The organism is Anaeromyxobacter sp. SG66 (genome assembly GCF_022690805.1).
Classification (GTDB): domain Bacteria; phylum Myxococcota; class Myxococcia; order Myxococcales; family Anaeromyxobacteraceae; genus Anaeromyxobacter; species Anaeromyxobacter soli.
The window spans coordinates 1-15,058 of record NZ_JALCZC010000044.1; the positions used below are offsets into that span (position 1 = coordinate 1).

Below are 15,058 nucleotides of genomic sequence, written 5' to 3' on the forward strand. Positions count from 1 at the left end.
ATCGGGGTCGAGCACGAGCGCGTGCGCCGACCCCGTCGATGCCCCGAATCCGTCATGCGCACGGAAGCCGTGGTCGAAACACCCGCCGCTCGTCCGGCGAGTACCCGAACTTGTGACGAATGATGAGGGCTGCGCCCCCGCCCCGCCGAGCAGAGCTCGTCGGGGCCCCACCCCGGCGCGCCGGGTCCCGTGCGCCGCCGCGGGCGGCTTCGCCGCCATCGCGGTGGCGCCCCGGCGGACTCGCTTCGCTCGTCGACTCGATTTCCGGAACATGATGCGCCGTTCAGGCTCAGCGGCCGCCGCGCCGCAGGCACACGAGGCGCGTCGCCCGCCAGCCCGTCCGCGCGTAGAAGGCGAGGGCCGGGTCGTTCTCCCGATCCGCGAGGAGCTGCAGGCGCGACGCGCCGCGCGCGGCGGCCCAGCCCTCGATCGCCTCGAGCAGCCGGCGCCCCACGCCGCGTCCGCGCTCCGCCGCATCGACCACCAGGTCCTCGACGAGCGCCGCCGGCCCGCCCTCCGCGGTGGAGACGACGAGCTGGGCGGTGACCATCCCGACGACCTCGCCCCCGCGCTCGGCGACGAGCACCGCGCGGCGCTCCGGCTCCCCGAGCATGAGCGCGAGCCCGCGCCGCTGCCGCTCCGGGTCGGGGCGGAAGTCCGCCTCGATGGAGAACAGGATCCCGAGGAGCCGCGCGAGCGGCTCCGTGTCCGCCGGGGTGGCCCCCCGGATCGCGACGTCCTCGTCCACGTTCACCTCCGCGCCGCGCGCGGGCCGTTCAGAACCGCTCGACGGCGATCCCGTACTTGCGGACGCGCCAGTCGAGCTGGCGGACCGTCATCCCGAGCAGGCGCGCCGCCTTCGCCTTCACGAACCCGGCGCGCTCGAGCGCGAGCCGCACCTCGCGCTCCTCGCCGGCCGGGACGGCTCCTTCCGCCGCCGCCGCGGGCGGCGCGTCCAGGCCCGCCGCCCTCGCCCTCGCGTCGCGGGCGCACGCGTCCCCCGGCGCCTCGCGCGCCGGCTCGAGCCCGAGGTGGGCGGCCCGCAGCACCGCCGCCTCGGTCGAGACGATCGCCGCCTCGAGCACGTTCCGGAGCTGCCGGACGTTGCCCGGCCAGTCGTGCGCGAGGAGCGCCTCGAGCGCGTCCCCGCCGAGCCGCACCTCGCGCCCGTTCTCCTCCGACAGCTCGCGGACGAGGTGCTCCGCGAGGGCCGGGAGGTCCTCGCGCCGCTCGCGCAGCGGGGGGAGCAGCACGGTCACGACGGAGAGGCGATGGAAGAGGTCGAGCCGGAACTCGCCTTCCTTCACGGCGGCGTCGAGATCGCGGTTCGTCGCCGCGACGATGCGGACGTCGACGGTCACCGGGCGCCTCCCCCCCACGCGCTCGAACTGGCGCTCCTGGATGGCGCGGAGGAGCTTGGCCTGCGCGGAGAGGGACAGCTCGCCGACCTCGTCGAGGAACAGCGTCCCGCCGTCGGCGAGCTCGAAGCGGCCCTTCGTGCCGGCGGCGGCCCCGGTGAACGCGCCCTTCTCGTGCCCGAAGAGCTCGCTCTCGAGGAGCGCCTCCGGGAGCGCCGCGCAGTTGAGCGCCACGAAGGGCCGCCCGGTGCGCGGGCTCGCCTCGTGGAGCGCCCGCGCGACGAGCTCCTTCCCGGTGCCGCTCTCGCCGCGCACGAGCACGGTCGCCCGGCTGCGGGCGACCCGCTCGACGCGCTCGAGCACCTCGCGCATCCGGCGCCCCACCCCCACCATGCCCGGGAGCCGCGCCTCGGGCGCGCCGGCCTCCTCCTCCAGCACCGCCCGGCGGCGCGGGTTCTCGAGCTCCTGCAGCCGGACGCGCGCGCCGATCATGCCCGCGAGGATCTCGAGGAAGCGGAGGTCGCGCTCGAAGGAGATGGGGCCCGCGCTGTGGCGCCGGTCGACGGTGAGCACGCCCAGCGTGGTCCGGCCGTGGCGGACGGGGACGCCGAGGAACGCCCGCGGCTCCTCCCTGAGATCGCGCCAGGTGCCGGTCCGGTTGAGGAACAGCGGCTCGTCCCCCACGTCGGGCACGGCGATGGGCATGCCGGTCGCGAAGATCCGCCCGATGATCCCCTCCCCCGGCCGCAGGCGCCCGAGGATCCGCTCGCGGTCGCGCATCTCCGGCGCCGCCTCGATGAACACCTCCCCCGTCACGGGGTCGAAGAGCGACAGGGTCCCGTTCTCCATCCCGAGCTCGAGCTGCAGCACCGCCAGCGTCGCGTCCAGGGCCTCGCGGAGATCCGTCGCGAGCCAGAGGACGCGCGCGGCGTCGTGCAGGGCCTGGACCTCGCGCGCCTCGCGGCCGTGCATGCCCTCCCCCATCGCAAGCGCGGTGCCAGCGTCTCGAGCGGGCGAGGGGGAGGCGCCGGTTCTTGCAGGACGCCGTGAACACGGCCGGATCCCGCGGGCTCCCGGCGCGACCGACCATGACGATCTCGCTCAACCGCTGCAACCTGCCTCCCTGGGTGATCGCGAGCTGCCAGTTCAACGAGCACCCCGTGCCTCTGGAGATCCAGGGCGTCCGGTCCTCGAACGCCTTCCTCTTCCGCGCGCTCGACGCGCTCGACGATCCGGTCGCGCGGGCGCTCATGTTCGACGACTGGCTCTCGGTGCGCTTCCAGCTCCACCACTGGGCCGAGCAGGCGACCGCCTCGGCGCGGCGGAGCCTCAAGAACTCCTACCTGCGCTTCCTGCGCGGCTGGGGCGTCGACGCGTCGAGCGTCGAGGGCGCGGTGCTGAAGGGCTGGGTCGAGAGCCGCATGGGCCTCCCGCCCTGCTTCCACCGCGCGCCGATCCGCGCCGTCGACGGGCCCGAGTACGCGCGCTACGCGCAGGACCGCACGCGCGGCAGCGCCTGCACGAGCGCGATCCTCGACCAGCTCGACCTCGTCTACACCTTCACGCAGTACGAGCTCGCGCGGCGTCGCCCGGGCGCGCGCTGGGTGACGCTCTGGCGCGGGGTGAACGATCCCGGCGACCACGAGATCGTCTCGCAGGTGGGCCGGCACGAGTGGATCGTACGGCTCAACAACCTCTGCTCGTTCACCGACGATCGCGAGCGCGCGTGGGAGTTCGGCTCGACCGTGTGGGAGGTGCGGGTCGCGCTCCCCCGCGTCTTCCTCGCGCCGGACGTGTTCCCGCGCGCCATCCTGCGGGGCGAGCGCGAGTGGCTCGCCGTCGGCGGCGAGGCGCGGGTCCGGCGCGTGCTCTTCTGAAGCCGACTCAAACCCGCGGTGGCGCCCCGCGACCGACGGGTGACAGCTCCACGAGGCGCGTCGAGAGCCGCCCGAGCTCCTCCACGAGCCCGGGGTCGAGCCGCCTGAGCCAGCGCCGCGGGATGGCGTCGGGGCCGTGGTACGCGCCGGCGATGGCACCGGCGATCGCCGCGGTCGTGTCGGCGTCGCCGCCCTGGTTCACGACCGCGATCAGGCACTCCTCGAACGATCGTGTCGCGAAGAAGAAGTGGAGCACGGTCTGGAGCGTGTCGACGACGTAGCCGGTGGCGAGGCCCGGGTACGGCGCGAAGCGGAAGCGCGGCTCGGCGGTGACGAGCGCGGCCGCGGCGGCGCCCAGGCGGCGCAGCGACAGCCCCAGGCAGCCGAGCTGGACGAGCTCGCCCACGAGCAGGCACGCCGCGTCGGAGAGCGGGTGGTGGTGCGTGAGGTGGCCCTGCTCGAGCGCGACGCGGCGGAGCATCGCGGGATCGCCGAGCGAGAGGAGCGCGACGGGCGGCATCCGCACCGCCGCCCCGTTGCCCGCGTCGCCGTCGTGCGGCGGTCCCTCGAGCGTGCCGTCGAGCATGTAGCGGCGGAGGCCGCGCCGGCAGGTCGAGCCGACGTCCACCGGTCCGGCCCGGAGCCAGCCGGCGAGCGCGTCCGCGGCGCCGCGGAGGGACCAGCTTCCCGCGGCGTCGATCGCGCGGGCGAGGCAGAGCGACATCTCCGTGTCGTCCGTGACGGTCCCCGGCCTCAGGTGAAGCCAGCCGCCGCCGGTGATCTCCCGATGCACGCCGAGCGAGGCGCGGATCTCGCTCGCCGTCATGAACTCGACGGTCGCGCCGAGCGCGTCGCCGACCGCCGCGCCCAGGAACGCCGCCCGGGCGCGGTCGCGCACGTCGGGGAGATGCAGGGAGAGCGGTGGCACGAGCGCCAGCCCTGCGAGAAGCGTACCCCGGTCGCCGCGGTGCCGCTCCTCCCGCGCCGACGAGCTGGAGGAGCTCGTCGAGCGGGACGACCAGGGCGCGACCACGGCACCGGTGGTGAAGTCGTCCCCGAGCCGCGAAGCGAAGCCGGGTCGCCTCGCCCGTCGCGTCGAGCTCTGGGTGTGGCCAGCGAGCGAGAGACCCCCCGGCCGCTGTGGCCAGGGTGCGGGCCATGGGCGACCTATCTGGGGGGGTCACGCCCTGGCGACCGGGATCTAGCTTCGGAGGTCTGCGGCCGAACAGGCGGCCGCGCCAGGTGACACCATGCCCGTCGGGATCGCGCTCCTCACCCTCTGCGCCGCTTTCGTGATGACGCTCGCCCTCGCGTCGCGCCGACGCCGCCGGACGCGGGCGCTCCCGGGTGGGCTCGACCTGGCCTCCACGGCCGACCTCCTCCCGGCCGGCCTGAAGCACCTCGGCGCACGGCTCAACGAGCCGCTCTCCCTCGGGCTCCGCATCCCCGCGCCCCATGCGGGGACCGCGCAGAAGCGGCTCGGCCAGCTCATCGGGCTCCGCTGACCCGAGGCGCCGCGCTCACCGCGCCACGATCCGCGCCACCACGTCCTTCTCGGGCGGGCAGGTCCCGCGGCCGTCGCAGTTGCTCGTCGTGACCCACACCGCGCCGTCCGGCCCCTGCTGAACGTCGCGGACGCGGCCGAGCCCCTCGGGCGGCTCGCCCTGCAGGTAGACCTCGTGCGCCTGCACGCGTCCGTCCTCGCGGAGCACGATCCGGTGCAGGTGGCGCGCGCCGAGGATCCCGACGAGGAAGCTCCCCTTCCACGCCGGGACCGCCTCACCGCGGTAGACGCTCCCCCCGCCCGGCGGCGCCGCGCGGCTCCAGACGATGGCCGGTGTGGTGACGCCCTCCCCCGTGTCGCAGGAGTACACGTCCGGCCAGCCGAGGTTCGCGCCGGCGCGCGCGACGTCCACCTCGTCGTGCCCGCTCCGGCCGGTGTCGCCGCTCGGGCCGTGATCGCCGACGACGAGCGTCCGCGCGTCGAGGAAGTCGAACGCCTGCGTGTTGCGGATCCCGAGGAGGAAGACCGGGCTGCCGGGGAACGGGTTCCCGTCCGCGGGCGCCCCCTCCGTCGTGACGCGCAGGAGCTTTCCGCCCAGTGAGCCGCGGTCCTGCGCGCGCGCCGGCTCGCGCGCGTCGCCGGTGCCGACGTAGAGCTGGCCGTCGGGACCGAAGCGGAGGCGCCCCCCGTCGTGCACCACGGCCGCCGGGATGCCGTCGAGGATCACGCGCTCGACGCGCGCCGAGCGCCGATCCTCGGCGAGCAGCCAGCGGGTGACGCGGTTCACCCTGCGGCCGTCCTCGTCCGCCGTGTGGTACGTGTAGAAGCGGCGGTTCTCCGCGAAGCCGGGGTCGGCGGCGATGCCGAGCAGCCCGCCCTCGCCCTCCGCCACCACCGGCACGGTCGCGACCGGCTCCGCCTCGAGCGCGCCGCCGCGCAGGAGCCGGATGCGCCCGGGCCGCTCGGTGACGAGCGCGTCGCCTCCGGGGAGGAACGCGATCGCCCAGGGCACCTCGAGGCCCGTCGCGACCCGCTCGACCCGGATCGGCACGGTGCCCGCGGGACCCCAGCCGTCCTCCACGAGCGTGCAGCCCGGCGCTGCTGCCCCGTCGCCGCTCGCGGCCGAGCCGCCGCAGCGCGCGGCGGCGAGGAGGCAGGCGGCGGCGAGCGCACCGGGGCGGCGCATCCTGCGGTTCTGCCGGCGCCCCGCCACCCGCGCCGCTCCCGTTCGCGGGGCGAGCCCGGCCGCGCGAGTCGGTCGCCCGGCCGCACGGCCGATCGCGCACCCCCGTCAGCGGGTGCGCGTTCCCGGAGCCCGCGCGGCGCGGCGCGCCTCGCGCCAGCTCCGGACGAGGACGGCGGCGAACGCGGCGTCCTCGACGAGGTAGCGGCGCCACAGCCGGCGCGGCTCGCGCAGGAGCCGGTGGAGCCACTCGAGGCCGGCGCGCGACATCCAGGGCGGCGCGCGCGGCACGGTCCCCGCGACGAACGCCAGGCTCGCGCCGACGCCGAGCACGACCGCCGGGCGGAGCAGGTCGAGGTGGCGGTGGATCCAGAGCTCCTGCTTCGGCGCCCCGAACGCGGCGAGGACGAGGTCCGCGCGCGCGGCGCGCACCCGCTCGGCGGCGGCGCGGCCCGCCTCCTCCCCCGCGGGTGAGGGATCGAGGGTGGGCGCGTCGACGCCGGCGATCGTCACCCCGGGATCGCGCGCGAGCACCTCCGCCGCGCGGGCCGCGTCCCCGGGCGCCCCACCGACGAGGTAGAGCCGCCAGCCGCGGCGCGCCGCCCGCGCGGCGAGGGGAACGACGAGATCGGCGCCGGCGACGCGTTCGGGGAGCGGCGTGCCGAGGAGCCGCGAGGCCCACACGAGCGGCATGCCGTCGGCGACCGCCAGGTCCGCCGCGGCGTAGGCGGCGCGGAGCCGCGGATCTCGCTCCGCCTTCACGACGTGGTCGACGTTGGGCGTGAACACCGCGCCGCCCCGTCCAGAGAGGACCAGCGCCTCGATGGCGTCGAGCGCCCCCTCGCGGTCCAGCACGTCGATCTCGAGGGAGCCGATGCGGACGCGGCGAGGTGCGGCCGGGGCGCGGGCGTTCGTCACGCGCCTCTTTTCCCGCGGGCCCGCCCCGCGCGTCCACTTTTCCGGAGGGGCCGGCGCCGGTCTCCGCCTCAGGCCCCGAGCTCGTAGAGCGACACGCCGAGCCGCTCGTAGCCGCGCTCGCGGGCCAGCACGTCGAGGTGCAGCGTGGGCCAGTCCGCGAGGACGAGGTCGAGGTCCCGCGTGCCGGTGTACGTCTTCACGTAGCCCTTGCACTGCTCGCACACGTCGAGCCGGAGGCCCGGCTCCTGATCGATCTCGAGGACGCCGAGCCGGTGGGCGTCGTCGTTCCCGCAGAAGGGGCAGGCGACGCGCTTGAACGCCCAGCGCGTCCGGCAGGCGCCGCAGGCGAGCCTCCGGCCGCGGCCCTCGGCGACCGTCACGAGCGCGCCCATCGTCGGAGCCGAGCCGCAGGTGGGGCAGTCTCCGCGGCCCCAGCGCTCCTCGTCGCGCCAGCGGTCGAACTCGGCGACGACCGGCGCGAGCACGTGCTGGAGCGCGGTCCAGCCCAGGTAACGGACGAGGCCTCCGCCCTCCGTCTCGCCCTTCTCCGGCGCGCCGCACACGAGCCACGCGATCGCCGCCTCGGACGCGCGCGGATCCTGTCGGAGCTCCTCGTCGAGCGCCCGCGCCCCCTCGGCGATGGACGGGGGCAGGTCGGCCGCCGCGACGCGCGCCACGATGGTCCGGAGCGCGGCGCCGCCCTCGGGCGCGACGTCGAGCTGGGCGCGCGCGCTGCGCAGGAGCGGCACGCCCGCGGCCAGATCCGCGACGTAGGCGTCCCACGCCGGGCGGCGCGTCAGCGGCGCGGCCCCCGCGGCGGCGCCCTCGACGAGCGCCTGGAAGGCCGCGACGCCCTCGAGGTAGGGGTGGCTCTCGATCCACTTCTTCGTCGCTGCGTCGTTCGTCATCGTCCGGTGATCCTAGCAAGTGAAGAGGCCCCCGGCCGCGAGCGACCGGGGGCCTTCGGAACGGAGCCGCGCGAGCGGCCCTGCTACGCGGCGGCGTCCGCCCCGCGATCCGCCTCGGCGGCCGCAGGGCCCTCCTGCTTCGGCAGGACCGGCATGTGCCGGGTCGCGAGGCCGAAGAGGAAGATCGTCGCGGCGACGAGGCCGATGGAGATGCCCCACTCGACGACGCTCGGGAAGTAGCCCTGTGGCGCGATCTGCGGCGCGGCGCCCTTCAGGTCCATCGCGAACACCACCACGTTCATGCGGTTGAACACGACGCCGAGGGTGGCGAGGAGCGAGCCGAGGAACAGCGTCCTCGGGTTCGCGCGCAGCCTCGCCGAGCCGAGGACGGCGAGCGGGAGGAGGCCACCCACGAGCAGCTCCGCGGCGAGCAGCCCCGCCTTGGGGCCGGTGAGCGCCGTCGCGAGCTCGCCGCGGAACGCGAGGTCTCCGACGCGGAACGCGAGGTAGGTCGCGAGCGCGAAGAACGCGATCTTGCCGAGCGACGCGAGCTGGTCCATGCGGAGCGCGCGCTTGAAGCCCTTCGCGATCCACATCTCCACGAGCACCATGAGCGCCACGCCGGCCGCGACCGCCGAGAGGAAGAAGTAGACCGGCATCACCGGCGACCACCAGCCCCTGGCGAGCTTGTCGGGCATGAGGAGGAACAGCGACCCGAGCGAGCTCTGGTGCATCGTGGAGAACGTCACCGCCGCGATGGCGAGCATGATCGGCTCGGCCTTCTTGCCCGGCTGGGCGCGGAACGCCCAGGCCATGAAGCCGAAGGTCGCCGCGGCGAGGCCCGTGTACACGAGGTTGCGGGACATGAGGTACACGAACGCCGAGATGGCGAAGACCACGTAGGCGGGCGACCAGCGCTTCCAGGTCTCCATCGCCCCCGCGAGGCCCCACCGCTCGAACGGCACCGGCAGGAACTCCGCGAGGAGGACCGTCACGTAGAGGCCGACGCACCAGGAGACCTCGAACATCGCCGAGTGCTCGGGGGCGTTCAGCGCGAGCTGCCAGAAGTGCCACGGCAGGCCGAGGTCGGCGAGCAGCGTCACCGTGACGAACGAGTAGCTGAGGAGCCCCATGAGCACGGCCGAGCGCCCGATGGAGTAGAGGTCCTTCCGCTGGAACACGTAGATGAGGCCCGCCGTCGCGAAGGCGCCGGCCGCGACCGCGATCCAGACGAGGTCGAAGACGATCCAGAGCCCCCACGCCCAGGTGTCGGAGAGGTTCGTCGCGCCGCCGAGGCCCAGCGCGAACCGGGCCACGAACGAGCCGCCGCCGAAGGCCATGAGCGCCGCGAGCAGGATGTTCGCGGGCGTCCAGAGCTTGGACTTCACGGGCGCGAACTCGACGTGGGCTTCGTGCGCGTCCGGCTTCGCGGCGTGCGCCGCCTTGAGCTGCCTCGGCTCCATCCTGGCGACCTCCTCGCGCCGCTTGTGCAGCGCGTAGGCCCCGCCGAGCGCGGCGCCCACGCCGATGACGGCGGGCGGCACCGCGCCGAGCGCGACCGCGCTCCGCCGCGGGAGGGGCTCGGTCCCGACCTGCGGGAACCCGAGCGTCGAGAACGGCACGGAGGCGAGGTACAGCATGTTCGTGCCGCCGGCCTCCTTCTCTCCGTAGACGTGGTCGACGTACTTCCCCGGGCTCGCCGCCATCCGCTCGCGGGCCTCGCGGAGGAGCTCCTCGCGGTCCCCGAACTTCAGCGCCCCCGCCGGGCACTGCTTCACGCAGGCCGGCAGCGCGATCGCCGCGGCGAACCGCTGGTGATCCTCGCCGGTGAGCGCCTCGCCGTTGCGCAGCGCGGGCGCGGGCTCCTGCGCCCGGCCGTGGCACATGTCGCACTTGTGGATCTTCGGCGCGAGCGAGTCCCACTCCGCCATGGGCACGCTCCACGGGCAGGCCCACATGCAGTAGCGGCAGCCGATGCACTTCGACTCGTCGTAGACGACCGGCCCTTCCTTGGTCTTGTGGATGGCGGTCACCGGGCAGGCCGACGCGCAGGCCGGCTCGTCACAGTGCATGCACTGCCGCTTCGCGAAGACGTACTGCAGCCCGCCCGGCGCGCTCGGCGCGTCGACCTCGTGCGGCGTGACGACGGTCAGGGTCTTCGCGGAGAGCGTGAGCGGGTTCTGCAGGCCGACGGAGGGGTTGAGCTGCGTGCGCTCCGCCGGCATGTCGTTCCACTGCTTGCAGGTGACCTGGCACGAGCGGCACCCGATGCACTTCGTCGTATCGATCAACGTGGCGTTGCTCATGGTCTTGTCCTTTCGGCGCGTCGCAGCCGGCTACCGCTGCGCCACCGCCTCCTCCACGGGCACCACGTTGACGAGGCAGGCCTTCGTCTCCTGCGTGCCTGCGCCCGGATCGACGGCGTCGATGGTCAGCACGTTCGTCGACGGGCCGGTCGAGAGCCCCTTGAACCCCCAGTTGTAGGGCATCCACACCACCGGCACGTCCTGGCCGGCGATCTTCATGACCTGCATCCGCTTCGTGACGACGGCCTTCACGACCATCTCACCGCGCGCCGACGAGACCCGCACCTTGTCGCCGCCCTTCACGCGCAGCTTCTCGGCGAGCTGGGTCGGCAGCTCGACGACGCACTCCGGCTGCAGCTCGTTGAGCCACGGCACGTTGCGGGTCGTGGACCCGGCGCACCAGTGCTCCGCGATGGACGACGTCATGAGGACGTACGGGAAGTCCTTCGCCGTGCCGACGGGCTGCTTGCCCGGGACGCGCGGGTACTTCACGCACGGATTGTGCTGGGCCTTCGGGTGCAGCACGTTCGCGACCGGGCTCTCGATGGGCTCGTAGAACTCGGGGAACGGGCCGTCCTTCGGCGTGTACGAGCCGTCGCGCGGCAGCCCCTTCTCCTTCGCGTCGGGGTCCTTGTAGACCGCCGCCATGAGCCGGCCGATGCCCTCGCCGTTCATGCGGAACGCGCGCTGGCCCTCCGGCGTCTCCGGGCCCTTCGTGGCGTCCGGCACGTCCGGCGTGTCCACGCCCTTCCACTTCTTCTCGGTCGCGTCCCACCAGACGAGCGGAGTCGTGCCGGGCCAGGGCTTGCCGTCCGCGTCGCAGGAGGCGCGGTTGTAGAGGATCTTCATGTTGCCCGGCCAGGTCCACGCGAAGCCCGGGAACATGCCGAGCCCCGAGGGATCGGTCTTGGCGTCGCGGCGCTTCGAGAGGTTCTTCCCGCCGCCGAAGACGCCCGCGTAGATCCAGGCGCCCGAGGAGGTCGAGCCGTCCGCCTGGAGCTGCCCGATGCCGCCCACGAAGGCGCCCGGCTTCAGCACCTTGCCGTCGGGGAGCGTGACCTCCGAGAGGACGCGGCCGCTGATCTCCTGGAGCACCGCCTCCGCCGTGTGCTCGGCGGGGTAGTTCCAGACCGCCTTCGCGAGCGGCTCGTCCTTCGGATCCGTCGAGCCCGCGTACAGGTCCCGGACCTTGCGGAAGACCGTGTCGATGATCTCGAGGTCGGCCTTCGCCTTGCCGGGCGGCTTCACCGCCGCGTAGCGCCACTGCACGAGGCGGCCGGAGCCGCTGATCGTGCCCTCCTTCTCCATGAAGTAGGCGGCGGGGAGGAGCAGCACCTCGGTCTTGATCGCCTTCGGGTCGGCGCCCGGCCGCTGCCAGAAGCTCGCCGTCTCCGTGTCCCAGAGCTCCTGCACCACGAGCATGTCGAGCTTCGACAGCGCCTCGTGCACGTAGTTCAGGTTCGGGTTCGTGACCATCGGGTTCTGACCCACGGCCCACAGGAGCTTCAGCTTCCCGGCGTAGGCGTCGTCGATCATCCCGAAGACGGTGTAGTCCTTCGCGCCGTTCTTCTTCGGGAGCCACCTCCAGCCGAAGTCGTTCTCGGCGGTGGCGTTCTCGCCGAACCACGCCTTGAGGCCGTTGACGGTGAACTTCCGGCGGAAGGTGCCGTTGTCCTTCGTCCACGCCTCGAGCGTCGGGTGGTTGTGGTTCGGCGCGTTGATGTAGCCGAACATGTAGCCGTTCAGGACGGACATGTCGCAGGCGCCCTGGACGTTCGGCTCGCCGCGCAGCGCGTTCACGCCGCCGCCGGCCTTGCCGATGTTGCCGAGGAGCAGCTGCAGGATGCCGTAGCAGCGGATGTTCTGGATGCCCACCGTGTGCTGCGTCATCCCGAGCGCGTACAGGATCGTGCCGGGGCGGTTGTTCGCGAACGTCTCGGCGATGAGCTTCACCTGCTCCGCCGGCACGCCGGAGATCTCCTCGGCCACCTCGGGCGTGTACCGCGCGAAGTGCGCCTTCAGCTTCGAGAAGACGCAGCGCGGGTCGTCGAGGCTCGCCGCCTTCTTCGGCTTCTGCGTCGCCGCGTCGAGGTCGTACGCCCACGAGGCCGTGTCGTACTTGTGCTTGTCCTCGTGGTAGCCGGTGAAGACGCCGTCCTCGAGGGCGAACTCGTCCTTCGCGAGCAGGAGCGCGTTCGTGTGCAGCTTCACGTACTCCGCGTCGTACAGCCCCTGCTGGAGGACGTGGTTGATGACCGCCCCGAGGAACGCGATGTCAGCGCCCGGGCGGATGCGCGCGTAGATGTCCGCGATCGACGAGGTGCGGTTGAACCGCGGGTCGACGTGGATGATCTTCGCGCCCTTCTCCTGCGCCTTCCGGATCCACTTCATCGACATCACGTGGTTCTCGGCGGCGTTGCTGCCCTCGATGAGGAACACCTTGGCGTTCTGCAGATCCGCCCAGTGGTTCGTCATCGCGCCACGGCCGAACGTGGCCCCCAGACTGGGGACCGTGGGGCTGTGTCAAAGTCGGGCCTGGTGCTCGACGAAGTTCGTCCCGAAGAGCCTCCCCATCTTGTTCCAGAGGTAGCACTCCTCGTTCGTGTTCTGCGCGCCGCCGAGGAAGCCGATCGCGTCGGTGCGGTTGACCGGGTACTCGACGTCGCCGTCCCGCTCGGTGGCGATCCAGGTCGAGTCGCGGACGTCCTTCACCTTGCGCGCGAGCTTCTCGAGCGCCTCCTCCCAGGAGAGCTCCTGCCAGCGATCCGAGCCCGGCGCCCGGTACAGCGGCGTCTTCACGCGCCGGTCGGACTCGTGGGTCGCCTGCATCGCGGCGCCCTTCGAGCAGAGCGCGCCCTGGTTGATGACGTGGTCCGGGTCTCCCTCGAGGTTGACGAGCTTGCCGTCGACCACGTTGCAGACCATCCCGCAGCCGCAGGAGCAGAAGTTACAGGCGGTCGTGAACTGCTTCGCGCCCGTGAGCTTCAGGTGCCCCGTCGCCGCCTGGACCTTCGACGCGCTGAACCCGAGCTCGGCCAGCGCGAGGCCGGCGCCGCCGCCAGCCGTCAACTTCAGCCAGTTTCTTCTGCTGATGCTCATCGCTTCCCTTTCCGGTGACTGCTGCCGACTGCTGCTGGAGTGCGAAGCCTTCGCGACGACCGCCGCATGTACCTGACTGCTCAGGTCTTTTTTGGCCTTCGTGCGTCGGGACGCCCCAGAGCAAGACACCTGCCAGCGGGCGGAGGCGAAACGGTTGCGCCGCCGCGTTCCGGAGACCCGGCGCGCGACGGAGTTTGCGGGGCCGGCGGCCGCCGCAGGCGGCCGGACCGTCACAGGTGTCACGGGTGCGCGTGTGACATGTCACGCGGACGGTGCGTGACATCGTCACCGAGGCGCGGGACGCCTAGACGGCGGCTCACGATTTGGGCGAGCGACGCGAGCCCGCCGGGGCGACGCCGCGGAAGCGGCGAAGCCGCTCGCGGCGGCGCACGGGACCCGGCGAGCAGGGGTGGGGCCCCGACGAGCTTCGCTCGGCGGGGCGGGGGCGCAGCCCTCAGGATCCTACACATCTGGCGTCGATCGTCGGGGTGTGATCTACCCTCGCCATGGATATTCGTGGCGAGGTGGAAGGGGCTGAGTTCGGCGATAAGCGGCTGAGCGCACGGCTCGTTCGTCTCGCCGAGCTGCTGGCCAAGGCGCCGGACCAGAGCTTCCCCAAGACGGCGGGATCCGACACTGCTCTCGAGGCTACGTACCGGTTCTTCGGCAACGAGGCGGTCACCCCCGCCGCCATCCTGCAGCCGCACATCGATGCCACCGTCGCGCGATGCGCCCAGGCGCTGGCCGTCGTCGTGGCGCATGACACCACCGAGCTGAGCTTCAGCACGGACCGCGAGGGGCTCGGGCGGCTTTCGGGGGACGAAACGCACGGGTTCCTCGGGCACTTCGCGCTCGCCGTGGCCGCGAGAACCCGTGCGCCACTCGGCGTGCTGGGGATGGCGACCGTCTTCCGGGAACGTGGCACGAGGACGTCCGCTGGGGTGTCCGCGCGCACGCGGATGAGCCTGCCGTTGGAGGCCAAGGAAACGGGACGCTGGCTGGAGCTCGTGCAACGCGTCGACGCGGAGGTCGGCAGAGCCGCGGCCGTCCACGTCATGGACAGGGAGGCCGATGCCTACGAGCTGCTCGCTGCGCTTTCCGCGGGGAAGCACCGCTTTATCGTGCGGCTGCAGTTCGACCGCGCCGTCGACACGACGGTCGGACGCGGGCGGATCAGCGACGCCCTCCGAGGTAAGCGAACCCTGCTCACCCGAGAGGTCGCGCTCTCCGCACGATCGTCGAAGCGGCGGCAGGATCCGCCGAGCCGCACGAAGAAGCATCCGCCCCGTCGGTCACGAGTCGCGACGTTGAGCGTGACCGCCTCCGCGGTCACGATCCTGCGGCCGGTCCATCTCGGAACGCGCGGCCCGGCAGCACTTCGCCTGAACGTCGTCCGCGTGCATGAGAAGAACCCGGGGGGCGGAATCGACCCCATCGAGTGGCGGCTCGTCACGTCGGAGCCGATTGAGACGACCGAGGACGTGGCCGCCGTGGTCGACGGCTATCGCGCACGCTGGGTCATCGAGGAGTACTTCCGCGCGCTGAAGCAGGGCTGTGCGTACGAGAAGCGGCAACTCGAATCCAAGCACGCGCTGCTGAACGCGCTCGCCGTCTTCGCGCCCATCGCGTGGCAGCTCCTGGCGCTCCGGCAGCTGTCCCGCGACGACGCGGACCTCCCAGCAGACCGCATCCTCTCACCGCTGAAACTCACGCTGCTTCAACGGCACCCCGACGTGAGACTCAGGGCGCAGCCAAGCATCCGGGACGCGATGCTCGCGATCGCGAAGCTCGGCGGTCACATCAAGAACAACGGCGAGCCAGGATGGCAGGTGCTCGGGAGGGGCTTCGAAGACTTGCTCCTCCTCGAACGAGGCGCGGCGCTCGCCCTCAGGATGTGATCAATCC

The 15,058-nt window shown here is 73.0% G+C and carries 11 protein-coding genes; 3 read left to right on the forward strand and 8 right to left on the reverse strand.

Going from position 1 to position 15,058, the window contains the following annotated elements; all coding sequences use genetic code 11:
* Window positions 1-289: 289 nt before the first annotated feature.
* Together MNZ39_RS13485 and MNZ39_RS13490 are read right to left on the reverse strand one after the other, a co-directional pair.
* Window positions 290-748 carry a GNAT family N-acetyltransferase gene (locus MNZ39_RS13485; RefSeq protein WP_242339315.1) on the reverse strand — a complete coding sequence of 153 codons (459 nt, stop codon included), beginning with the start codon at window positions 746-748 and terminating at the stop codon, window positions 290-292.
* A 28-nt stretch (window positions 749-776) separates the two neighbouring features.
* A complete protein-coding gene (locus MNZ39_RS13490; RefSeq protein ID WP_242339317.1) occupies window positions 777-2,330 on the reverse strand; it encodes a sigma 54-interacting transcriptional regulator in 1,554 nt (517 codons plus the stop codon).
* Window positions 2,331-2,446: 116 nt separating this feature from the next.
* Here MNZ39_RS13490 and MNZ39_RS13495 point away from each other — a divergent pair, with 116 nt between their 5' ends.
* Window positions 2,447-3,235 (forward strand): NAD(+)--dinitrogen-reductase ADP-D-ribosyltransferase, encoded by a 789-nt coding sequence (locus MNZ39_RS13495; RefSeq protein ID WP_242339319.1) that lies wholly within the window; start codon window positions 2,447-2,449, stop codon window positions 3,233-3,235.
* A 7-nt stretch (window positions 3,236-3,242) separates the two neighbouring features.
* Here MNZ39_RS13495 and draG read toward each other — a convergent pair whose 3' ends face one another.
* Window positions 3,243-4,163 carry an ADP-ribosyl-[dinitrogen reductase] hydrolase gene (gene draG, locus MNZ39_RS13500; RefSeq protein ID WP_242339321.1) on the reverse strand — a complete coding sequence of 307 codons (921 nt, stop codon included), beginning with the start codon at window positions 4,161-4,163 and terminating at the stop codon, window positions 3,243-3,245.
* Window positions 4,164-4,485: 322 nt separating this feature from the next.
* On the opposite strand from draG, the gene MNZ39_RS13505 reads away from it, so the two are divergent.
* Complete coding sequence (locus tag MNZ39_RS13505) at window positions 4,486-4,740, forward strand: hypothetical protein (protein ID WP_242339323.1); 255 nt, start codon at window positions 4,486-4,488, stop codon at window positions 4,738-4,740.
* Between the two features lie 15 nt (window positions 4,741-4,755).
* On the opposite strand, the gene MNZ39_RS13510 is transcribed toward MNZ39_RS13505, so the two are convergent.
* The 5 genes from MNZ39_RS13510 to fdnG form a co-directional block, all read right to left on the reverse strand.
* Window positions 4,756-5,925 (reverse strand): sorbosone dehydrogenase family protein, encoded by a 1,170-nt coding sequence (locus tag MNZ39_RS13510; RefSeq protein WP_242339325.1) that lies wholly within the window; start codon window positions 5,923-5,925, stop codon window positions 4,756-4,758.
* A gap of 105 nt (window positions 5,926-6,030) precedes the next feature.
* Window positions 6,031-6,840 (reverse strand): WecB/TagA/CpsF family glycosyltransferase, encoded by an 810-nt coding sequence (locus MNZ39_RS13515; RefSeq protein ID WP_242339327.1) that lies wholly within the window; start codon window positions 6,838-6,840, stop codon window positions 6,031-6,033.
* A gap of 68 nt (window positions 6,841-6,908) precedes the next feature.
* Complete coding sequence (locus MNZ39_RS13520) at window positions 6,909-7,748, reverse strand: formate dehydrogenase accessory protein FdhE (RefSeq protein ID WP_242339329.1); 840 nt, start codon at window positions 7,746-7,748, stop codon at window positions 6,909-6,911.
* An 83-nt stretch (window positions 7,749-7,831) separates the two neighbouring features.
* On the reverse strand, window positions 7,832-10,054 hold the full coding sequence (locus tag MNZ39_RS13525) for a 4Fe-4S dicluster domain-containing protein (RefSeq protein ID WP_242339330.1): 2,223 nt from the start codon (window positions 10,052-10,054) through the stop codon (window positions 7,832-7,834).
* Window positions 10,055-10,084: 30 nt separating this feature from the next.
* Complete coding sequence (gene fdnG, locus MNZ39_RS13530; protein WP_255840864.1) at window positions 10,085-13,153, reverse strand: formate dehydrogenase-N subunit alpha; 3,069 nt, start codon at window positions 13,151-13,153, stop codon at window positions 10,085-10,087.
* Between the two features lie 506 nt (window positions 13,154-13,659).
* On the opposite strand from fdnG, the gene MNZ39_RS13540 reads away from it, so the two are divergent.
* Window positions 13,660-15,051, forward strand: a complete 1,392-nt coding sequence (locus tag MNZ39_RS13540; RefSeq protein ID WP_242339336.1) for an IS4 family transposase — start codon at window positions 13,660-13,662, stop codon at window positions 15,049-15,051.
* Window positions 15,052-15,058 lie beyond the last annotated feature (7 nt).

Bases quoted from the DNA above. Each gene is read 5' to 3' on its own strand.
- MNZ39_RS13490 (WP_242339317.1), bottom strand. From the start codon at position 2,330: ATGCACGGCCGCGAGGCGCGCGAGGTCCAGGCCCTGCACGACGCCGCG.
- MNZ39_RS13540 (WP_242339336.1), top strand. From the start codon at position 13,660: ATGGATATTCGTGGCGAGGTGGAAGGGGCTGAGTTCGGCGATAAGCGG.
- MNZ39_RS13505 (WP_242339323.1), top strand. From the start codon at position 4,486: ATGCCCGTCGGGATCGCGCTCCTCACCCTCTGCGCCGCTTTCGTGATG.
- MNZ39_RS13525 (WP_242339330.1), bottom strand. From the start codon at position 10,054: ATGAGCAACGCCACGTTGATCGATACGACGAAGTGCATCGGGTGCCGC.
- MNZ39_RS13520 (WP_242339329.1), bottom strand. From the start codon at position 7,748: ATGACGAACGACGCAGCGACGAAGAAGTGGATCGAGAGCCACCCCTAC.
- MNZ39_RS13510 (WP_242339325.1), bottom strand. From the start codon at position 5,925: ATGCGCCGCCCCGGTGCGCTCGCCGCCGCCTGCCTCCTCGCCGCCGCG.
- MNZ39_RS13495 (WP_242339319.1), top strand. From the start codon at position 2,447: ATGACGATCTCGCTCAACCGCTGCAACCTGCCTCCCTGGGTGATCGCG.